Consider the following 14,903-nt stretch of genomic DNA (forward strand, 5'->3'; position numbering starts at 1 on the left):
ATTCATTTGCATTCCTTGTTTACATCCGGCATTTCAGGCATATACAATTGAGAATGATTCTTATCTGCATTTGGTGGCAACAGCCGCCGCAGGATAAGGGAAGCTCATGTCTACGCCAGAACATACATTGCATCAGGACGTTGCGACGCTATACGGCGACCATCACGGATGGTTGCAGGGATGGCTATGCAAAAAACTGGGTAATGCATTTGATGCTGCAGATCTGGCGCAAGATACCTTTACCCGTATCCTCGGCACGCGCGATCTCGCGGGAATAAAAGAGCCGCGCGCTTACCTGACGACCGTAGCCAAAGGCCTGGTGATTAACTGGTATCAGCGGCAGGCCCTGGAACGCGCCTATCTGGAGGCGCTGGCATTGTTGCCGGAGCCGCAAGCGCCTTCCGCCGAACAGCGTTACATCATCCTCGAAACCCTGTATGAAATCGACGCGATGCTTGATGCCTTGCAGCCCAAGGTCAAACGTGTCTTCCTGCTATCGCAGATTGAAGGCATGAAATACGAAGAAATCGCGGTGCTGATGGAAATTTCCGTCATTACCGTGAAGCGTTACATGAAGCAGGCTTTCCTGCACTGTCTGGAATTCCATGGCTGAAGCGCACGGTATGCAAAGGCTGCGTAAGCCGGATGCGATAGATCCACGCATCCTCGATGAAGCGGCGGAATGGCTGATGCAACTCAGCGCAGGTGCGCGGGTGGAAGACCACCGTGCATGCGAGCGCTGGAGCCAGAGCAGTCCGGAACATGCGCGTGCGTGGGCGCGCGCGCAATTGCTGTTAAATAAATTGGGCGGCTTGCCGCCTTCATTGGCGATGCCGACATTGAATCGTACGCCGGATGCCGGGCGGCGCGCAGCGCTTACCAAGCTGGCGGCGATCCTGGCGCTGGCACCGGCAAGCTGGGGTATCTGGAGCGTATTGCAGGCGCAGGACTGGATGGCTGATTACAGTACCGCCGTCGGCGAGCGACGTGTCATGCACCTGGCTGATAACACCGAGCTGACCTTGAACACCGCCACCGCCGTCGATGTGCGCTTCACGGCAACACAGCGCAATGTCCGCCTGCGTAGTGGTGAAATCCTGGTGCAGACAGCGCATGAGGCTGCGGCAGTGTATCGGCCTTTTAGTGTCAATACGCTACAGGGGCAAATGGAAGCCCTCGGTACCCGTTTTAGTGTGCGCCTGGATGGCGACACGACGCACCTGGCCGTGCTGGAAGGAGCGGTGCGCATCACGCCGGATCGTGCCGGCACCGGAGCGCAGCAAGTACTGCGGGCCGGACAGCAAGCGTCATTCACGGACAAGGCTGTCGCCGGTGTCACGGATGCCGACGATGCAGTGCTTGCATGGACGCAAGGCATGCTGGTCGCCGACAAAATGCGGCTGGCGGATTTCGCCGCCGAACTGAGTCGTTATCGCAGCGGCATTGTGCATGTTGATCCGGCGGTGGCCGATGTACGCGTTTCCGGCGCCTATCCGGTCGGTGACACCGACCAGGAGCTGGCCATGCTGGTGTCCACCTATCCGGTCGATGCGGTGACGCGCATGCGCGGACGTTGGATCACACTGCTTGCGCGCTGAGTCGGGATCATTTTTTTGCAGGGCGATGATACTTTTTTTCGTTTCAACTGGCAGAGAGAGTGAAGAACACATTCTCCCTCGTTGAAAAGGAATCCAATTTCATGTCTGCCGCAAGTCCGCGCTTGGTTGAGCGCCGTTTGAATCACGCTGTCCGGGTTGCTTTAATAAGTATGGCTCTCCTTAGTGCTTCTACCCTCATTCCTGTAAGCAATGCTGCCGCCAATACGCTGGATGCGGTGGCTGCACGCCATTACAACATTGCGTCCGGCCCGCTTGGTCGTACCTTATCCACTTTTTCCGCGCAGGCCGGTATTGCCTTGTCGTTTGATCCGGCTTTGACGGAAGGTCTGGTCAGCCCGGCATTGTCCGGTACCTACGCTGTACGCGACGCGATCAGCAAATTGTTGACGGGTAGCGGGCTGGAACTGGTGCAACGGGCGGATGGCACTTATACCCTGGGCAAAACCCCGACCGGCGCGGCGGCACCGCGTGAAAGCTCGACCTTGCCGGAGGTGCAGGTAACGGCAGTGCAAAGTGCCACCACCGAAGGTACTGGTTCATACACCACCGGCTCTGCCAGCACGGCGACGCGCCTGAATCTATCCATCCGTGAAACCCCGCAGTCGGTCAGCGTCATTACACGCCAGCGTATGGATGACCAGGGCTTGTCGCAGTTGTCCGACGTGGTGACACAAACTCCCGGCCTGGTGATTGCGCAAACAGGTAATGGCGGTTCGGATTCCAGCCCGATCTATTCGCGTGGTTTCGTGGTGGAAAACTATCAGGTCGATGGCGTGGGCCAGGTTTTTTCCGGCTACAACTCGCTGTTTCAAACCAACGATATGGCCATCTATGACCGGGTTGAAGTGGTGCGCGGTGCGACCGGCCTGATGAACGGGGTCGGTTCGCCGAGTGCAACCATCAACCTGATGCGCAAGCGGCCGACAGCCCAATTCCAGGCTTCCGCAAAAGTCGAAGCGGGTTCGTGGAATTACTACCGTGCCGAAGCGGATCTTTCCGCACCGCTGAATGAAGCCGGTACTTTGCGCGGCCGGGTTGTGGCTGCCTATCAGGAAAACGATTCCTACATAGACCGCCTGCACGAAAAGAAGGAAATCCTGTACGGGATTGTAGAAGCGGATCTCGGGCCGGCGACGTTGGCGACATTCGGCGCGTCCTTGCAAAACCATGATGCGACCGGCCATTCGCGTGGTGCGCGACCTGCGTATTTTTCAGATGGCTCACGCGCCATCTGGGCACGCTCGGATTCTGCCGCGGCGGAATGGGCTTATTCCAAACGACACAATCAATCCATCTTCGCGTCCATTGAGCATCAATTCGACAATGAATGGATGGCCAAGGCGACCCTGAGCCAGGGCAAGAGCAATTACGATGAACTATTGGGTTATGCGACTGGTGGTAATCCAGATCGCGCAAGTGGTGCCGGTACTATCCTGTATGCAAGTCGCTGGGTTGGAAACCCTACGCAAAACAGCCTGGATCTCTATGCAAGCGGCCCATTCAATTTGCTGGGACGCAAACATGATTTGGTTGTAGGAGCGACAGTGGCACGCACCCAGGTAAATGCACCGACCTATGGCAGCTGGACTTTGTTATCCATCCCGAATATTTACACATGGGATGGCAACACGCCTTTAAATCCCAATAAGCAGATACAAGGAAGTTACACGGATGAAGAAAATGTAAGCAGTGCATATTCAACGGTGCGCTTCAAACCGACTGATGCGCTTTCTCTGATCCTGGGTTCGCGCATTACGAGCTGGGAGCGTCTCCAGTCGTCCGTGAAGGATGCCCGTTACGAGAACGGCAAGGTGACGCCCTACGCAGGGCTGGTTTATGACTTCAATAAAAACTGGTCCGGATACGCCAGTTATACCGATATCTTCAAACCGCAAAATAACAAGACCGCGAGTGGCGACTATATCGATCCTTTGCTGGGAAAAAGTTACGAGATTGGCGCCAAGGCTGAATTTTTCGATAAGCGCCTGAATCTTGGTATGGCCTTGTACAAAATCGAGCAAGACAATCTCGCCGTTTCCATTCCCAATGTCTTTGCACCGGATGGTTCGCAGGCATATCGCGCGGTTTCCGGTACATCGACACGCGGCTTCGAAGCGGAACTGAGCGGGGAGTTGGCGCGTAACTGGCAGGGCTCTATCGGTTTCTCGCGTGGCATTACCGTGGACCGCAACAAGTTGCGGCTGAATACCAATATCCCGCAAAACACCTTTAAGGTCTTTACGACCTATCGCCTGGCGGGCTTTGGCGATGGTTTGACGGTCGGTGGCGGTGTGCGCTGGCAGAGTGAGATTTATAGCGATAACCAGGGACCGGCCAAAGTACGTTTCACACAAGCAGCATATTCGGTCGTCGATTTGATGGCGCGCTATGAAATTTCCAAACAAATGACGCTGACAGCCAATCTTTATAACGCTTTCGATAAATCGTATTACACCGCTACCGGTAACTCCTACTACGGCGCACCGCGCAATATGCGGGTCGGATTGGATATGCGTTTCTAGGTTATTGGTGCTTTTGCAGGATGTGGCAGGCGCCACCCGGAGTGCCGGAGTGCATTCCGGGTGGCCCTTTTTTCAATCTCGTTGGTCATAGTAAGTAAGGGCGATGCTTTTCCCGTCCCGAAAGACAGTTTTTTGATGCAAGTTTGCATGCGTTTTTCAGGTTTTTCATGCTTGGACTACCCGGTTTGCTGCTGGTTTTGGCAGCAGGCCGCGCTGCGCATTGGCGTGTGAGATAGGAAAAATAGCCACTTTCGGGACCGAAATAGGGGTTCAGGTATTTACAGGGTTGTTCCATTTTATTTAACTAAAGGAGATACACATGATCAAGAAAACACTCGCCACCGTACTGTTGTCGTCGTTTGCCATCGCGGCCAGCGCCCACCAGGTATGGGTCGAGCGCGACGGTGCGGGTCCGGCCAAGGTGTATGTAGGCGACGTTGATGGCGAGCGCGACCACGGTGATGACGTTGCCAAACTGGCCGCGACTACCCAGGTATTCGGCAAGGACAGCAAGCAGCCGGCCAAACTCACAACTACCAATGATTATCTGGAAGCAGCGGTAACCGGTAACGGCGATGTGCGCCTGATCGCCGACCAGGTCTGGAAGCCATGGAAAAACAAGGATGGCCAAATGCAGGCGGCTGTATTCAATTCACGTGCCGGCCGTACCGAAACCGCAGCAGCGCTGGATTTCGAACTCGTGCCTGTGAAGGCAAACGGTGACGTATTTACGCTGACCTTCAAGGGTGAACCGGTCGCAGGCAAAAAAGTCAGCGTCATCAATCCGGACAAATGGGTCAAGGCTTTCACCACCGATAAAGAGGGTCGTATCAAGGTGCCGGTCCAAGGCAAGGGTCGTTACATCCTGATGAGCGGCCATGAACTGAAGGGCGACCTCGAAGTCGCCGGCGATAAAGTGCAAAAAGTGTCGTACACCACGACCCTGAGTTTCGTCGCCAAGTAAGCGTCATTGGATGTCAACGTGCGTTATCAGTATCCGATAACGCACGTGTAGTACGGGCAGTTTACCCGCCTGAATAATGATCACCCATGCCGTGGGCTGGCTCACGGCATTTTCTCCGACGATATTCGGAAAGAATTTATACACGAGGTTTTATGCGCATTTCCTTTTCTCCTTTCGCCTTGCTGGCCACCAGCCTTTTCCTCACCAGTGCTGCCGCGCATGCCGATTATGTCTGGCTGGAGCGTGATACCACCGGTGCTGCACATGCGTATGTCGGCGAGTTCGAAGCGGCAAAGGGTGCACCAGGCACAATTACCGGCGCACGTGCCTTTATGGCGGATGGCAAGGATCTTCCTTTGTCGGTGGAGGCGGAGCGCCTGAACATCGCCGCGCCTGCCAGTGGTGACTTGCGCCTGGCGGCGACACGCAGCAGCGATAAAGGCGTGCTGAACTACTTCCAAGCCAAGAACGGCCGCAGTGAAACCAAGGCCGTCAATGATTTGGAATTGGTGCCGACCGAAGCCAATGGCAATACTTTCAAGCTGGTATGGAAAGGCAATACCGTGGCCGCTTCGCAGGTCAATGTCGAAACATCGGAAGGCTGGCGTCGCGTATTGAAACCGGCCAAGGACGGCACGGTCACGCTGACGACGCCGTTTCCCGCACGTTATCTGTTGGAGGTAAGTGCACGCGTGAATGGTTCCGTCACGCTGGACGGAAAAAAATATGATGACGTGCGCCATACCGCAACGTTGACATTTGAGGTCAAGAAATAATGAATACGCGCAAGAGCTTCACCCGCAAGCAAAAAACAGTAGGGCTGCTCGTCCTGGTAGCTGCATTGGCGGCAATCGGCTTGTGGTCCGGTAATCGTAGTGATGCACAGTTTGAAGTAACACCGGTGGCACGCGGCAGTATAGAAGCTACGGTGACCGCGATCGGCACCTTGCAACCGATGAGTTCGGTGGAAGTCGGCGCGCAGGTATCCGGCCAGGTCCTGAAGCTGCATGTGCAGCCGGGTGCCGTGGTCAAGAAAGGCCAGTTGCTGGCGGAGATTGATGCCAGCGTGTTGCAGGCGACGGTAGACGCCGGTCGCGCTCAGCAAAATGAATTGCAGGCGCAACTGGCGGAACAAAGGGCGCAGCATCGCCTGAGTTCACAACAACACGACCGTCAACAACAGATGCACAAGGATGAAGCTACCCGTCTGGAAGACGTGCAGACGGCGGAAGCAAACCTCGCTGCAGCCGTCGCCCGCATCGCACAGACCCAGGCGCGTATTGTGCAAACGCAATCCAGCCTGAAGGCGGATGAAGCGCGCCTCGGTTACACACGGATTTATGCGCCTATGGGCGGCACCGTGATCGGTATCGATGCGAAAGAAGGGCAGACGCTGAATGCGACCTACCAGACGCCGACCCTGATGCGCATCGCCGATCTGTCGGCGATGACAGTGTGGACCACGGTTTCCGAAGCTGATATCCGTCGGGTCAAGGCCGGACAGGCTGCTTACTTCACAACACTGGCAGGTGACCGTCGTCGCTGGACCGGGGAAGTGCGCCAGGTCTTGCCGGCACCGCCGGTCGCTGCCGCAACACAGTCGAATCCAAACCAGACGCCGGTCAGCAAAGTAGTGCAATACACAGTCTTGTTTGATGTGGACAACAAGGATGCCGAACTATTGCCGCAAATGACGGCGCAGGTTTCCTTCATCACTGCATCGGCACGTGATGTGCTGGTGGCGCCTTTGAGTGCCTTGCAGCCGGTGGAACAAAAGCCGCAGGTATATACCGCCCGTATCCTCGGCAGTGACGACAAGCCGCAGACACGTGAAGTGCGTGCAGGCGTAAGCGACAGGTTGGCGGTCCAGGTAGTCGACGGTTTGAAAGAAGGCGAAAAACTGATTACCGGTGAAGTCGTGGCGCAGAGCAAGACACGGAGGTTTCAGTGGTAACAGCGGCGCCACTGATTGAACTGCGCGAGATACGCAAGCAATACGGGGGCAATGGTGATGTACCTGCGGTGGAAGTGCTGCATGGTTTATCGCTGAAGATCCATGCGGGAGAGTTCGTCGCGATAGTCGGCGCTTCGGGTTCCGGTAAATCGACGCTGATGCATTTGCTCGGTTGCCTGGACCGGCCGAGTTCCGGCAGCTATCTGTTTAGCGGACGCGATGTGGCGACGCTGGATAGCGATGAGCTGGCGTGGTTGCGGCGCGAAGCCTTCGGTTTCGTATTCCAGGGTTATCACCTGATTGCAACCGAATCCGCCCGCGAAAACGTCGAGGTGCCGGCCATTTATGCAGGCATGTCGGAAGCGGATCGTGCCGCGCGCGCGTCTGCTTTGCTGACGCGCCTGGGTCTGAGCGACAAGCTGGATAACCGTCCAAGCCAACTCTCCGGTGGCCAGCAACAACGTGTTTCGATTGCACGTGCGCTGATGAATGGCGGTCGTATCATCCTCGCCGATGAACCGACCGGTGCACTGGACAGCAAGAGTGGTGCCGAAGTCATGGCCTTGCTGAATGAATTGGCGGATGCCGGCCACACCATTATTTTGATTACCCATGACCGTGATGTTGCTGACCAGGCGCGTCGTGTCATTGAAATTCGCGATGGCGAAATCGTCGGTGATTCCGGTGTGTCGGTGGTGAAGCAGGCTTTGCCTGCACCCGATATGACGCAGGCCGGCCGTGATGCCGGTGCTTCCTTCTGGGATGATTTGCGGGAAGCGGCGCGCACCGCCTGGCGTGGCATGCGCATGAACCGCACGCGTACCGGCCTGACCCTGCTCGGCATCGTGATCGGTGTCGCTTCGGTAATCGTGATGCTGGCCGTGGGTGAGGGTGCCAAGCAACGCGTTATCGATGAGATGGGTTCGCTCGGTACCACCATTATGTATCTCGGCAGTGGTCATCCGTCGAATGGCGGACCACCGGGACGCTTGACGATAGAAGACCTCGATGCGGTAGCTGCCTTGCCGCAGATCGGTCATGTCATGCCCATCATCGGTGATCCGGTGACGGTACGTTATGGCAATGTGGATCGCCAGGTCTATGCCTTCGCCAGTGCTTATGTGATGCCGCTGGTGCATCGCTGGCGCGTCGGCAAGGGACGCTTCTTTACGCCGGCCGAAGATCGCGACCTGGCGCCGGTCGTGGTGATCGGGCATAAAGCCTGGAAAAACTTTTTCCCGGATGGCAGTGATCCGATAGGCAAGCAAATCCTGATCGTCGATGCACCGTTTGAAGTCATAGGTGTGATGGCGGAACGTGGTGCGGACTCGGGTTCGCAGGATTACGATGAGATGGTCTTCATCCCGTACAACTCGGGACGCATGCGGGTCTATGATGCGCGCGCTGAACCGGACTACACGGTGGTGGAAGCGGCATCGGAAGACCAGGTACAGGAAGCCGAAGCCGCAATGAGGAAATTATTGATAGAGCGGCGCGGACGCGATGACTTCCGCATCGGTAATGCCGCAGCCAAATTACAGGCGGCAGCCCAAACCAGCAATGCGATGAAGATGATGCTGGGTTTGATTGCCGCGGTGTCGCTGGTGGTCGGCGGTATCGGCGTGATGAATGTGATGCTGATGACGGTGCGGGAACGCACACGTGAAATCGGTATCCGCATGGCGACCGGTGCACGTGAGCGGGACATCCTGCGACAGTTCCTGACGGAAGCCGTGCTGGTGTCGGTGGTCGGCGGCGTAATTGGTGTCGTCTCCGGCCTGACGATAGGCGCGGCGCTGCTGTTCTGGAATGTGGCGGTAATTTTCTCGCTGTCGGCGATCATAGGTGCGTTTGCCTGCGCCGTCGCGACCGGTTTGATTTTCGGCTATATGCCGGCGAAGAAGGCGGCCGGGCTGGATCCGGTGATCGCTTTGGCTTCGGAATGAGCGGACAAAGATAATGATAAAGATATTGACTGGATTTTCTGCTGCCTTGTTGCTCGCCGCTTGTGCGACACAAACCACGCAACAGACATTGGCTCCGGAAGTGGCGTCGCAGTGGCGCCAGTCGCAAGGTACGGTTGATGCATCGCTTATGGCATCGTCCGTGACGCGCGATTGGTGGCGCAGTTTTGGCAGCAGCGAACTGGACAATTTGCTGGAAGCAGCGCAAATACAAAGTTATGACATCGCCGCCGCAGTCGCACGCGTGACGCAGGCACAAGCGACTGCCACCATCGCCGGCGCGGCTTTGCTGCCAGAATTGAACGGCAACTTTGGCGCGACCCGCAATGGCCGCCTTGGCGGCGATGGCAATGGCACCGCGCCTGGCACCGTGTACCAGGCGGGGCTGACGGCTACTTATGAACTGGATTTTTGGGGCCGTAATCGTGCCGCGCGTGATAGCGCGCTTGCCGGTTTGCGTGCGGCCGAGTTTGATCGCGATACCGTACAGCTGACGATAAGCGCCGGTGTTGCATCGGCCTGGTTGCAGACGGTGGGTTTGCGTGAGCGTGTAGCGATTGCAGATCTCAGCGTGGCAAGTGCGCAGCGCTTGCTTGACGTGATCGAATCACGTGCGCGCGCCGGCGCGGCCAATCCGCTTGAACTGGCGCAGCAGCGTGGTGTGTTGGCGGCGCAGATGCGTACCCGCGCCGCGATCCGGCAGCAGGCCGAAGACAGCCTGAGCACACTGGCGGTACTGTTGGGGCGCAATCCATCCCTGTTGACGATCGCCGGTACCAATCTGGGCAAATTGCAGGCACCGACGATCGCCGCCGGCTTGCCGGCTGATTTGTTGATACGGCGTCCGGATATTGCGCGGGCCGAAGCGCAATTGAGCGGTGCCGATGCAAATATCATCGCCGCACGGGCGGCAATGTTGCCGCGTATTTCCCTCGGTGGCGATATCACCGCGGGCAGCAATCGTGTCAGCAGCGTGTTCGACAATCCGGTTTATAGCCTGGCCGCCGGCCTGGCTGCGCCCATCTTCAATGCCGGACGCCTGGCAGCCGGACGTGATTTGGCGCTGGCGCAAAGGGAAGAGCTGCTGGCGAATTACCGGCGCGCCATCGTTGCCGCATTTGGCGATGTGGAAACCGCATTGAATGCAGTAGCGGGGATAGATGCGCAGCGTATCGCGCAAGAAGAAGAACTGCGCCAGGCGCAGCGTGCCTTTAACCTGGCTGAATCGCGTTATCGCGCCGGCGCTGAAACATCGCTGACCCTATTGGATGCGCAACGCACCTTGTATGCGGCACAGGATGCCGCTGCACAATTGCGTACGCTGCGTTTACAGGCTGCAGTAAGCCTGTACAAGGCGCTGGGTGGTGGCTGGCAGCTTACTGCTCAGGGGCAGAAGGAATCGGCACAGCCCGTGTCTTGAACGGCGGACGCAGGTGTTCGTCCGGCATCTCGAGCGCTTCCGGTGCGGGTGCTGCCTCATTCGTCAGGTAGCGCTCCACCAGTTGGAAGAAACGGGAATAGAACTTTTCTGATGCAATCGTGGTGCTGGCAACTTTCACCAGCGAATCGTCGCTGGATGAAAAAGGCAGCGACAGCGAGCCCAGTGCACCGACGCCCACGCTGGCCGAGTTATTGATCTTCTTCAAGGCATAGCGGTCTTCCAGCGCATTTGCAAATACCGACGTCAGGTTGCCGTCGGCATTATCGGTGGTGCACACCACGCGGAAAGCGATCTGTACGTGGACATCATTCTCCGGCTGGAAGCTTTTGCGCGCATCGATTTGCGTTGAGGTCGAGGCGCTGATCACATAGCCCTGGCTCAATAGGGTGCGACGCACCGCTTCGCACGCGACATCGGACGATACCGTGAAGCGGCGCGCATAGATTTCGGTCGAATCGAATTTTTCCGTTTGATAGGCAACAGGCTTGGGCCCTGCGCAACCGGCTATCGTTGCCAGCGCGAGTGCCGACAACAGGATGCGGGAGCTGAATTGCATAAACTAAATTCTCCAAAATGAGCGCGTATCGGGCGATGCGCTGTTGATTGACTCTCGTTGCCCTGAAAAATTCCGTCTATTTTCGCCAAGAAAGCAGGTGTTTGCTTTCTAAAAGGCCATTTTTATGGCTTTTTACGTGTTACCGGCAACGCTATGCAAGTATTCTCCCTGTTTTTTGCCCGAATGAAAAATGCACCGGATGCTCCGGCCTTGGCGAATCTCAGTTAATCTTCATGCTTTGTTGCTTCAATATGAGAAAAGTAATGGGTAATCTGGTGATTGTTCGCCACGGCGAGTCACAGTGGAACAGGGAAAACCGCTTTACCGGCTGGGCAGATATTGACCTGACCGCAAATGGCATAGAGCAGGCCCGCTGCGCCGGGCGCGCGCTGGCCAAGGCAGGTTTCCGCTTCGACCTCGCGATTACCTCCATGCTGAAACGCACCATCCGCTCGCAATGGTTGATCCTGGACGAGATGGATGCAATGTTTACACCCATCATCAGCCATTGGCGCCTGAACGAACGACACTATGGCGCACTGACCGGCCATAGTCGCGCGGAAATGATCGAACGCTTCGGCGAAGAGCAGGTCTGGGCATGGCGTCGTGGTTTCGATGCCCGTCCGCCGTTAATGGATATGAATGATGCGCGTGCCCCGCAACAGGAAGCGCGCTACAAGGGCGTGCCACGCGAAATTTTGCCCTTGGGCGAGTCCTTGCAAGATACGGTAGAGCGCGTCAGGGTGATGTGGGATGAGACGATAGCGCCGGTACTCAAGCAGGGCAAGGATGTGATTATTTCTTCGCATGGCAATAGCCAGCGTGCGCTGGTGAAGTTGCTGGAAGATATGCCGGACGAAGAAGTCGCACGCTTCGATGTACCGAACAGTGTGCCGCTGGTTTATAAACTGGATACCGATTTGCGCGTGCTGGAAAGAAGATCGATGACGGATATCCCGCATCCGGGCGCATCTGCGATACTTTGATTAAGCAAGAATCCAAAAAATAAAAAGCCGGCTGACGCCGGCTTTTTTGTTTGTGCATGACTCAGGCACGCATGAAGTTGATATTGCTGCCGAACGAAGGGCCCGCAGGGAATAATTGCCCCAGCTGTTTGTCATTCAGGTAGAGGTGACGTTCCGCGATCTGTGCCAGCACCGCGCGGAAGTCGGTCGTGACTTGCAGGTCGCGGCCTTCATGCAAGCTCTTGCCGGACAATCCCTGCCAGTCGCCGTACACCTTGCCACCGGCTATATCACCGCCGAGCAACCACATCACATTCCCGTGTCCGTGATCGGTACCGCCATTGCCGTTTTGTCTGGCGGTGCGGCCAAACTCCGACATGACGACGATGCTGGTGTCCTGGAACACCGGACCTAACTGTTGCGCCAGGGTTGCGAGTCCTTGTCCCAAAGGGGCCAGGCGATTCGCCAACTGTCCGCTGCCATTGCCCTGGTTTGCATGCGTGTCCCAGCCGCCGAGCGCGACAAAGGCCAGTTGGATATTGATATCGCTGCGCATCAGTTTGGCCAGGCGTGCCGCATCCTTTGGAAAGCCATTCGGCAGAGGTGCGCCATTGTTGGCCATTTGCATTTCATTTTCCAGCGACGCACTCATGACTTCCTTGTGCGCATCCTTGGCATCCTGATAGGTACGGCCGAACTTTTCATTGTTTTGGTAAAGCTGGTCGAAGGCGTTGCCGACTTGTGGTTTGTCCAGCAGGTTGGCCTTGCTGCCGACATCGCCTGCCGGCAGGTTGGTAGCTGACGCGCGACCGGCCAGGATGCGTGGCATTACCGGTCCTATGCTAATGGCGCGGGTCGGTGAGACCGGGCCGGGCAGTACGGTCAGCATGCGATTGAGCCAGCCATCCTGCGTCGATTTTTTGCCGGGTGTGCCGGACTCCATATAATCTTGCGCATCGAAATGGGAGCGGGTCGGATCGGGCGAGCCGCTGGCATGGACGAAAGCCAGCTTCTTTTCCTCCCATAAGGTTTGCAAGGGCGCGAGTGCCGGATGCAGGCCAAAGTAACCGTCGAGGTCAAGTACGCCATTTTCTTGGCCCGGTGCAGCCAGTCCTATGGTCGGACGCAAGCGGGCGTATTCAGGATCACCGTAAGGTGCGACCACATTCAAACCATCGACCGCACCGCGCAACATGACCACGATGAGTTTGCGCTTGTTGACTTCCTGGGTATTGCCGACAGCGGCCCAGGCCGAGCTGCCAACCGGAATCAAGAGCCCGGCAGCGGCCATCATTTGTAAGAAGTTCCTGCGTTGCATAGCTGGCCTCGTCTTTAATCTGGGGAATTACTGCTGCATGAAATCAGGGCTGCCGAGCACCATTGCACTGCGTAGTCCGGCCGGACTGTTCTCTATCGTGCTGCGGGTCGTTGCCGAAATCGCCGGGCCCAGCGTGTGCAGCAGCGCGCCGGTATCCAGTACCGTCGGCGTAGCTGGCATGCGCGCACCATCCATCGCGTTGTCATCAGTTTTGTTCAGCGGCAGGCGACCGGAAGCCAGTGCATTGGCAAATGTAATCCGGCGTGTCAGTGCATCCGGATTGAGCCACGCACCCTGGGTGTTTTTATAACCGTCAGGCGTCTGGCAACCATATAGCGGCATGCCCAGTTGATTCAACGCATTCATGAAGGGACGCACATTCGTGAACTGTACTTCACCGGCGCGTGCGGCCGAGACGATGAATTGATAGGGTGTCTTGAACTTGCTGCCGGTCCCGGCTTGCGCGATGAATTCACGGCTATTGAATAGCGTACGTAATACTTCACGGATATTGCCACCGGTTTCCAGATAGCGCCGTGACAGTCGCTCTACCAATGCTGCGGGCGGTTGGTCCTGTACAAAGTATTGCGCCAGCTGATAGCTGAGATGGCGCGCTGTCGCCGGATGCATGGCGAGGATATCGAGTGCGATTTCACCTTCGGCTTGCCCTTGCGCTGCGATATTGCGCCCTAACCATTGTTTTTCACCATTGTCATGCTTCTTCGGATCGAAGTAAAAGCCGCGATCGCGGCTTGCCAGCTCGCGTTGATTGAAGGTCCATCCGGTGAAGATGCGTGCCAGTTCGGTCACGTCAGCCTGACTATAGCCGCCGTCGACGCCCAGCGTATGCAACTCCATCAGTTCACGCGCGTAATTTTCATTCAGGCCGATGGGTTTGCCTGGTCCCGGATTCTTGCTGCGTGCGGCCGCGTTGTCCGCAGTCGATAACCAGTTATCCAGATAGAACAACATGGCCGGATGCCTGGCCGTTGCGCCCAGCAAATCGCGGAAAGAACCCAGCACATACGGGCGGATCGCATCACGCTCGTAGCTGGCGACCAGCGCCTTGTCTATGCCTTTGCCGGAAAAGACATTGAAATGGTTGTACCAAAAGTCGACCATCACCTCTTCCAGCTGGCGCGGACTATCGATGGCGCGTGCCAGCCTGGCTTCGGCGGTTTGATCAGTCAGGCGCGTGACGAATTGGCGTTGCTGCTGTTTGGCTCCTTCTTCGTTCTGTTGCGCTTCCTTGCGTAGCGAGAGGAACTCTGCGAGGACTGCGCCAGTCGGCTGATTGATGGTGTCCAGCGCCGCGAGTCGATTGCTGAGTGCGGGCGGCAGCGGAATGTTCTCGGGATGGAGCTGCTGTTCTATATAGTTGTCTAGGCCGATCTGCTTCACACGTTCGAGGTCGCCCGGTTTCGGGCCGTAGCCGAGACGATTCAATACCAGCAATGCTTGCTGATCCTGGGCCACAGTTGCTGCTTGCGTTTGCAACGCGCAAACTGACATCAGCAGGAGGATGACGCTACGCAAGGTGTGACGGATAGGGAAGTGCACGTTCATGCCTCCGGGCAAAATGCAGTGGGCAGGCTTGCAA

The 14,903-nt window shown here is 56.9% G+C and carries 12 protein-coding genes; 9 read left to right on the forward strand and 3 right to left on the reverse strand.

Annotation, left to right across the window (positions count from 1 at the left end):
• The first annotated feature begins 106 nt into the window (after window positions 1-106).
• The 8 genes from ACFQPC_RS13200 to ACFQPC_RS13235 all read left to right on the forward strand — a co-directional run bounded on the left by ACFQPC_RS13200 (window position 107) and on the right by ACFQPC_RS13235 (window position 10,443).
• Entirely contained in the window at window positions 107-613 is a 507-nt protein-coding gene (locus ACFQPC_RS13200; protein ID WP_382272386.1) for a sigma-70 family RNA polymerase sigma factor, read from the forward strand.
• Window positions 606-1,598 carry a FecR domain-containing protein gene (locus tag ACFQPC_RS13205; RefSeq protein WP_382272387.1) on the forward strand — a complete coding sequence of 331 codons (993 nt, stop codon included), beginning with the start codon at window positions 606-608 and terminating at the stop codon, window positions 1,596-1,598. The genes ACFQPC_RS13200 and ACFQPC_RS13205 overlap by 8 nt, the downstream gene beginning before the upstream one ends.
• A gap of 170 nt (window positions 1,599-1,768) precedes the next feature.
• Window positions 1,769-4,141 carry a TonB-dependent siderophore receptor gene (locus ACFQPC_RS13210; RefSeq protein ID WP_382272388.1) on the forward strand — a complete coding sequence of 791 codons (2,373 nt, stop codon included), beginning with the start codon at window positions 1,769-1,771 and terminating at the stop codon, window positions 4,139-4,141.
• A gap of 319 nt (window positions 4,142-4,460) precedes the next feature.
• Window positions 4,461-5,105 carry a nickel uptake transporter family protein gene (locus ACFQPC_RS13215; protein ID WP_382272389.1) on the forward strand — a complete coding sequence of 215 codons (645 nt, stop codon included), beginning with the start codon at window positions 4,461-4,463 and terminating at the stop codon, window positions 5,103-5,105.
• 152 nt (window positions 5,106-5,257) lie between these two features.
• Window positions 5,258-5,881: a hypothetical protein gene (locus ACFQPC_RS13220; RefSeq protein WP_382272390.1), complete on the forward strand. Its 624-nt coding sequence runs from the start codon at window positions 5,258-5,260 to the stop codon at window positions 5,879-5,881.
• Window positions 5,881-7,059, forward strand: a complete 1,179-nt coding sequence (locus ACFQPC_RS13225; protein WP_382272391.1) for an efflux RND transporter periplasmic adaptor subunit — start codon at window positions 5,881-5,883, stop codon at window positions 7,057-7,059. Before ACFQPC_RS13220 ends, ACFQPC_RS13225 begins: the two co-directional genes overlap by 1 nt.
• Window positions 7,053-9,005, forward strand: coding sequence for a MacB family efflux pump subunit (locus tag ACFQPC_RS13230; protein WP_382272392.1), 1,953 nt, complete (start codon window positions 7,053-7,055; stop codon window positions 9,003-9,005). Before ACFQPC_RS13225 ends, ACFQPC_RS13230 begins: the two co-directional genes overlap by 7 nt.
• 13 nt (window positions 9,006-9,018) lie before the next feature.
• Window positions 9,019-10,443, forward strand: coding sequence for an efflux transporter outer membrane subunit (locus ACFQPC_RS13235; protein WP_382272393.1), 1,425 nt, complete (start codon window positions 9,019-9,021; stop codon window positions 10,441-10,443).
• On the opposite strand, the gene ACFQPC_RS13240 is transcribed toward ACFQPC_RS13235, so the two are convergent.
• A complete protein-coding gene (locus tag ACFQPC_RS13240) occupies window positions 10,400-11,020 on the reverse strand; it encodes a DUF2242 domain-containing protein (protein ID WP_382272394.1) in 621 nt (206 codons plus the stop codon). The two genes, ACFQPC_RS13235 and ACFQPC_RS13240, sit on opposite strands and share 44 nt — an antisense overlap.
• A 263-nt stretch (window positions 11,021-11,283) precedes the next feature.
• On the opposite strand from ACFQPC_RS13240, the gene gpmA reads away from it, so the two are divergent.
• Window positions 11,284-12,006 carry a 2,3-diphosphoglycerate-dependent phosphoglycerate mutase gene (gpmA, locus tag ACFQPC_RS13245; RefSeq protein WP_382272942.1) on the forward strand — a complete coding sequence of 241 codons (723 nt, stop codon included), beginning with the start codon at window positions 11,284-11,286 and terminating at the stop codon, window positions 12,004-12,006.
• Window positions 12,007-12,067: 61 nt separating this feature from the next.
• Here gpmA and ACFQPC_RS13250 read toward each other — a convergent pair whose 3' ends face one another.
• Together ACFQPC_RS13250 and ACFQPC_RS13255 are read right to left on the reverse strand one after the other, a co-directional pair.
• Window positions 12,068-13,279, reverse strand: coding sequence for a DUF1501 domain-containing protein (locus ACFQPC_RS13250; RefSeq protein WP_382272395.1), 1,212 nt, complete (start codon window positions 13,277-13,279; stop codon window positions 12,068-12,070).
• A gap of 51 nt (window positions 13,280-13,330) precedes the next feature.
• On the reverse strand, window positions 13,331-14,869 hold the full coding sequence (locus ACFQPC_RS13255) for a DUF1800 domain-containing protein (RefSeq protein WP_382272396.1): 1,539 nt from the start codon (window positions 14,867-14,869) through the stop codon (window positions 13,331-13,333).
• Window positions 14,870-14,903: the final 34 nt, after the last annotated feature.

Source organism: Herminiimonas glaciei, from assembly GCF_042664955.1.
Lineage (GTDB): Bacteria > Pseudomonadota > Gammaproteobacteria > Burkholderiales > Burkholderiaceae_D > Oxalicibacterium > Oxalicibacterium glaciei.

Excerpts from the sequence above, each read along its gene's own strand:
- ACFQPC_RS13200 (WP_382272386.1), top strand. The coding sequence starts at position 107 with ATGTCTACGCCAGAACATACATTGCATCAGGACGTTGCGACGCTATAC.
- ACFQPC_RS13205 (WP_382272387.1), top strand. The coding sequence starts at position 606 with ATGGCTGAAGCGCACGGTATGCAAAGGCTGCGTAAGCCGGATGCGATA.
- ACFQPC_RS13210 (WP_382272388.1), top strand. The coding sequence starts at position 1,769 with ATGGCTCTCCTTAGTGCTTCTACCCTCATTCCTGTAAGCAATGCTGCC.
- ACFQPC_RS13215 (WP_382272389.1), top strand. The coding sequence starts at position 4,461 with ATGATCAAGAAAACACTCGCCACCGTACTGTTGTCGTCGTTTGCCATC.
- ACFQPC_RS13220 (WP_382272390.1), top strand. The coding sequence starts at position 5,258 with ATGCGCATTTCCTTTTCTCCTTTCGCCTTGCTGGCCACCAGCCTTTTC.
- ACFQPC_RS13225 (WP_382272391.1), top strand. The coding sequence starts at position 5,881 with ATGAATACGCGCAAGAGCTTCACCCGCAAGCAAAAAACAGTAGGGCTG.
- ACFQPC_RS13235 (WP_382272393.1), top strand. The coding sequence starts at position 9,019 with ATGATAAAGATATTGACTGGATTTTCTGCTGCCTTGTTGCTCGCCGCT.
- ACFQPC_RS13240 (WP_382272394.1), bottom strand. The coding sequence starts at position 11,020 with ATGCAATTCAGCTCCCGCATCCTGTTGTCGGCACTCGCGCTGGCAACG.
- gpmA (WP_382272942.1), top strand. The coding sequence starts at position 11,284 with ATGGGTAATCTGGTGATTGTTCGCCACGGCGAGTCACAGTGGAACAGG.
- ACFQPC_RS13250 (WP_382272395.1), bottom strand. The coding sequence starts at position 13,279 with ATGATGGCCGCTGCCGGGCTCTTGATTCCGGTTGGCAGCTCGGCCTGG.
- ACFQPC_RS13255 (WP_382272396.1), bottom strand. The coding sequence starts at position 14,869 with ATGAACGTGCACTTCCCTATCCGTCACACCTTGCGTAGCGTCATCCTC.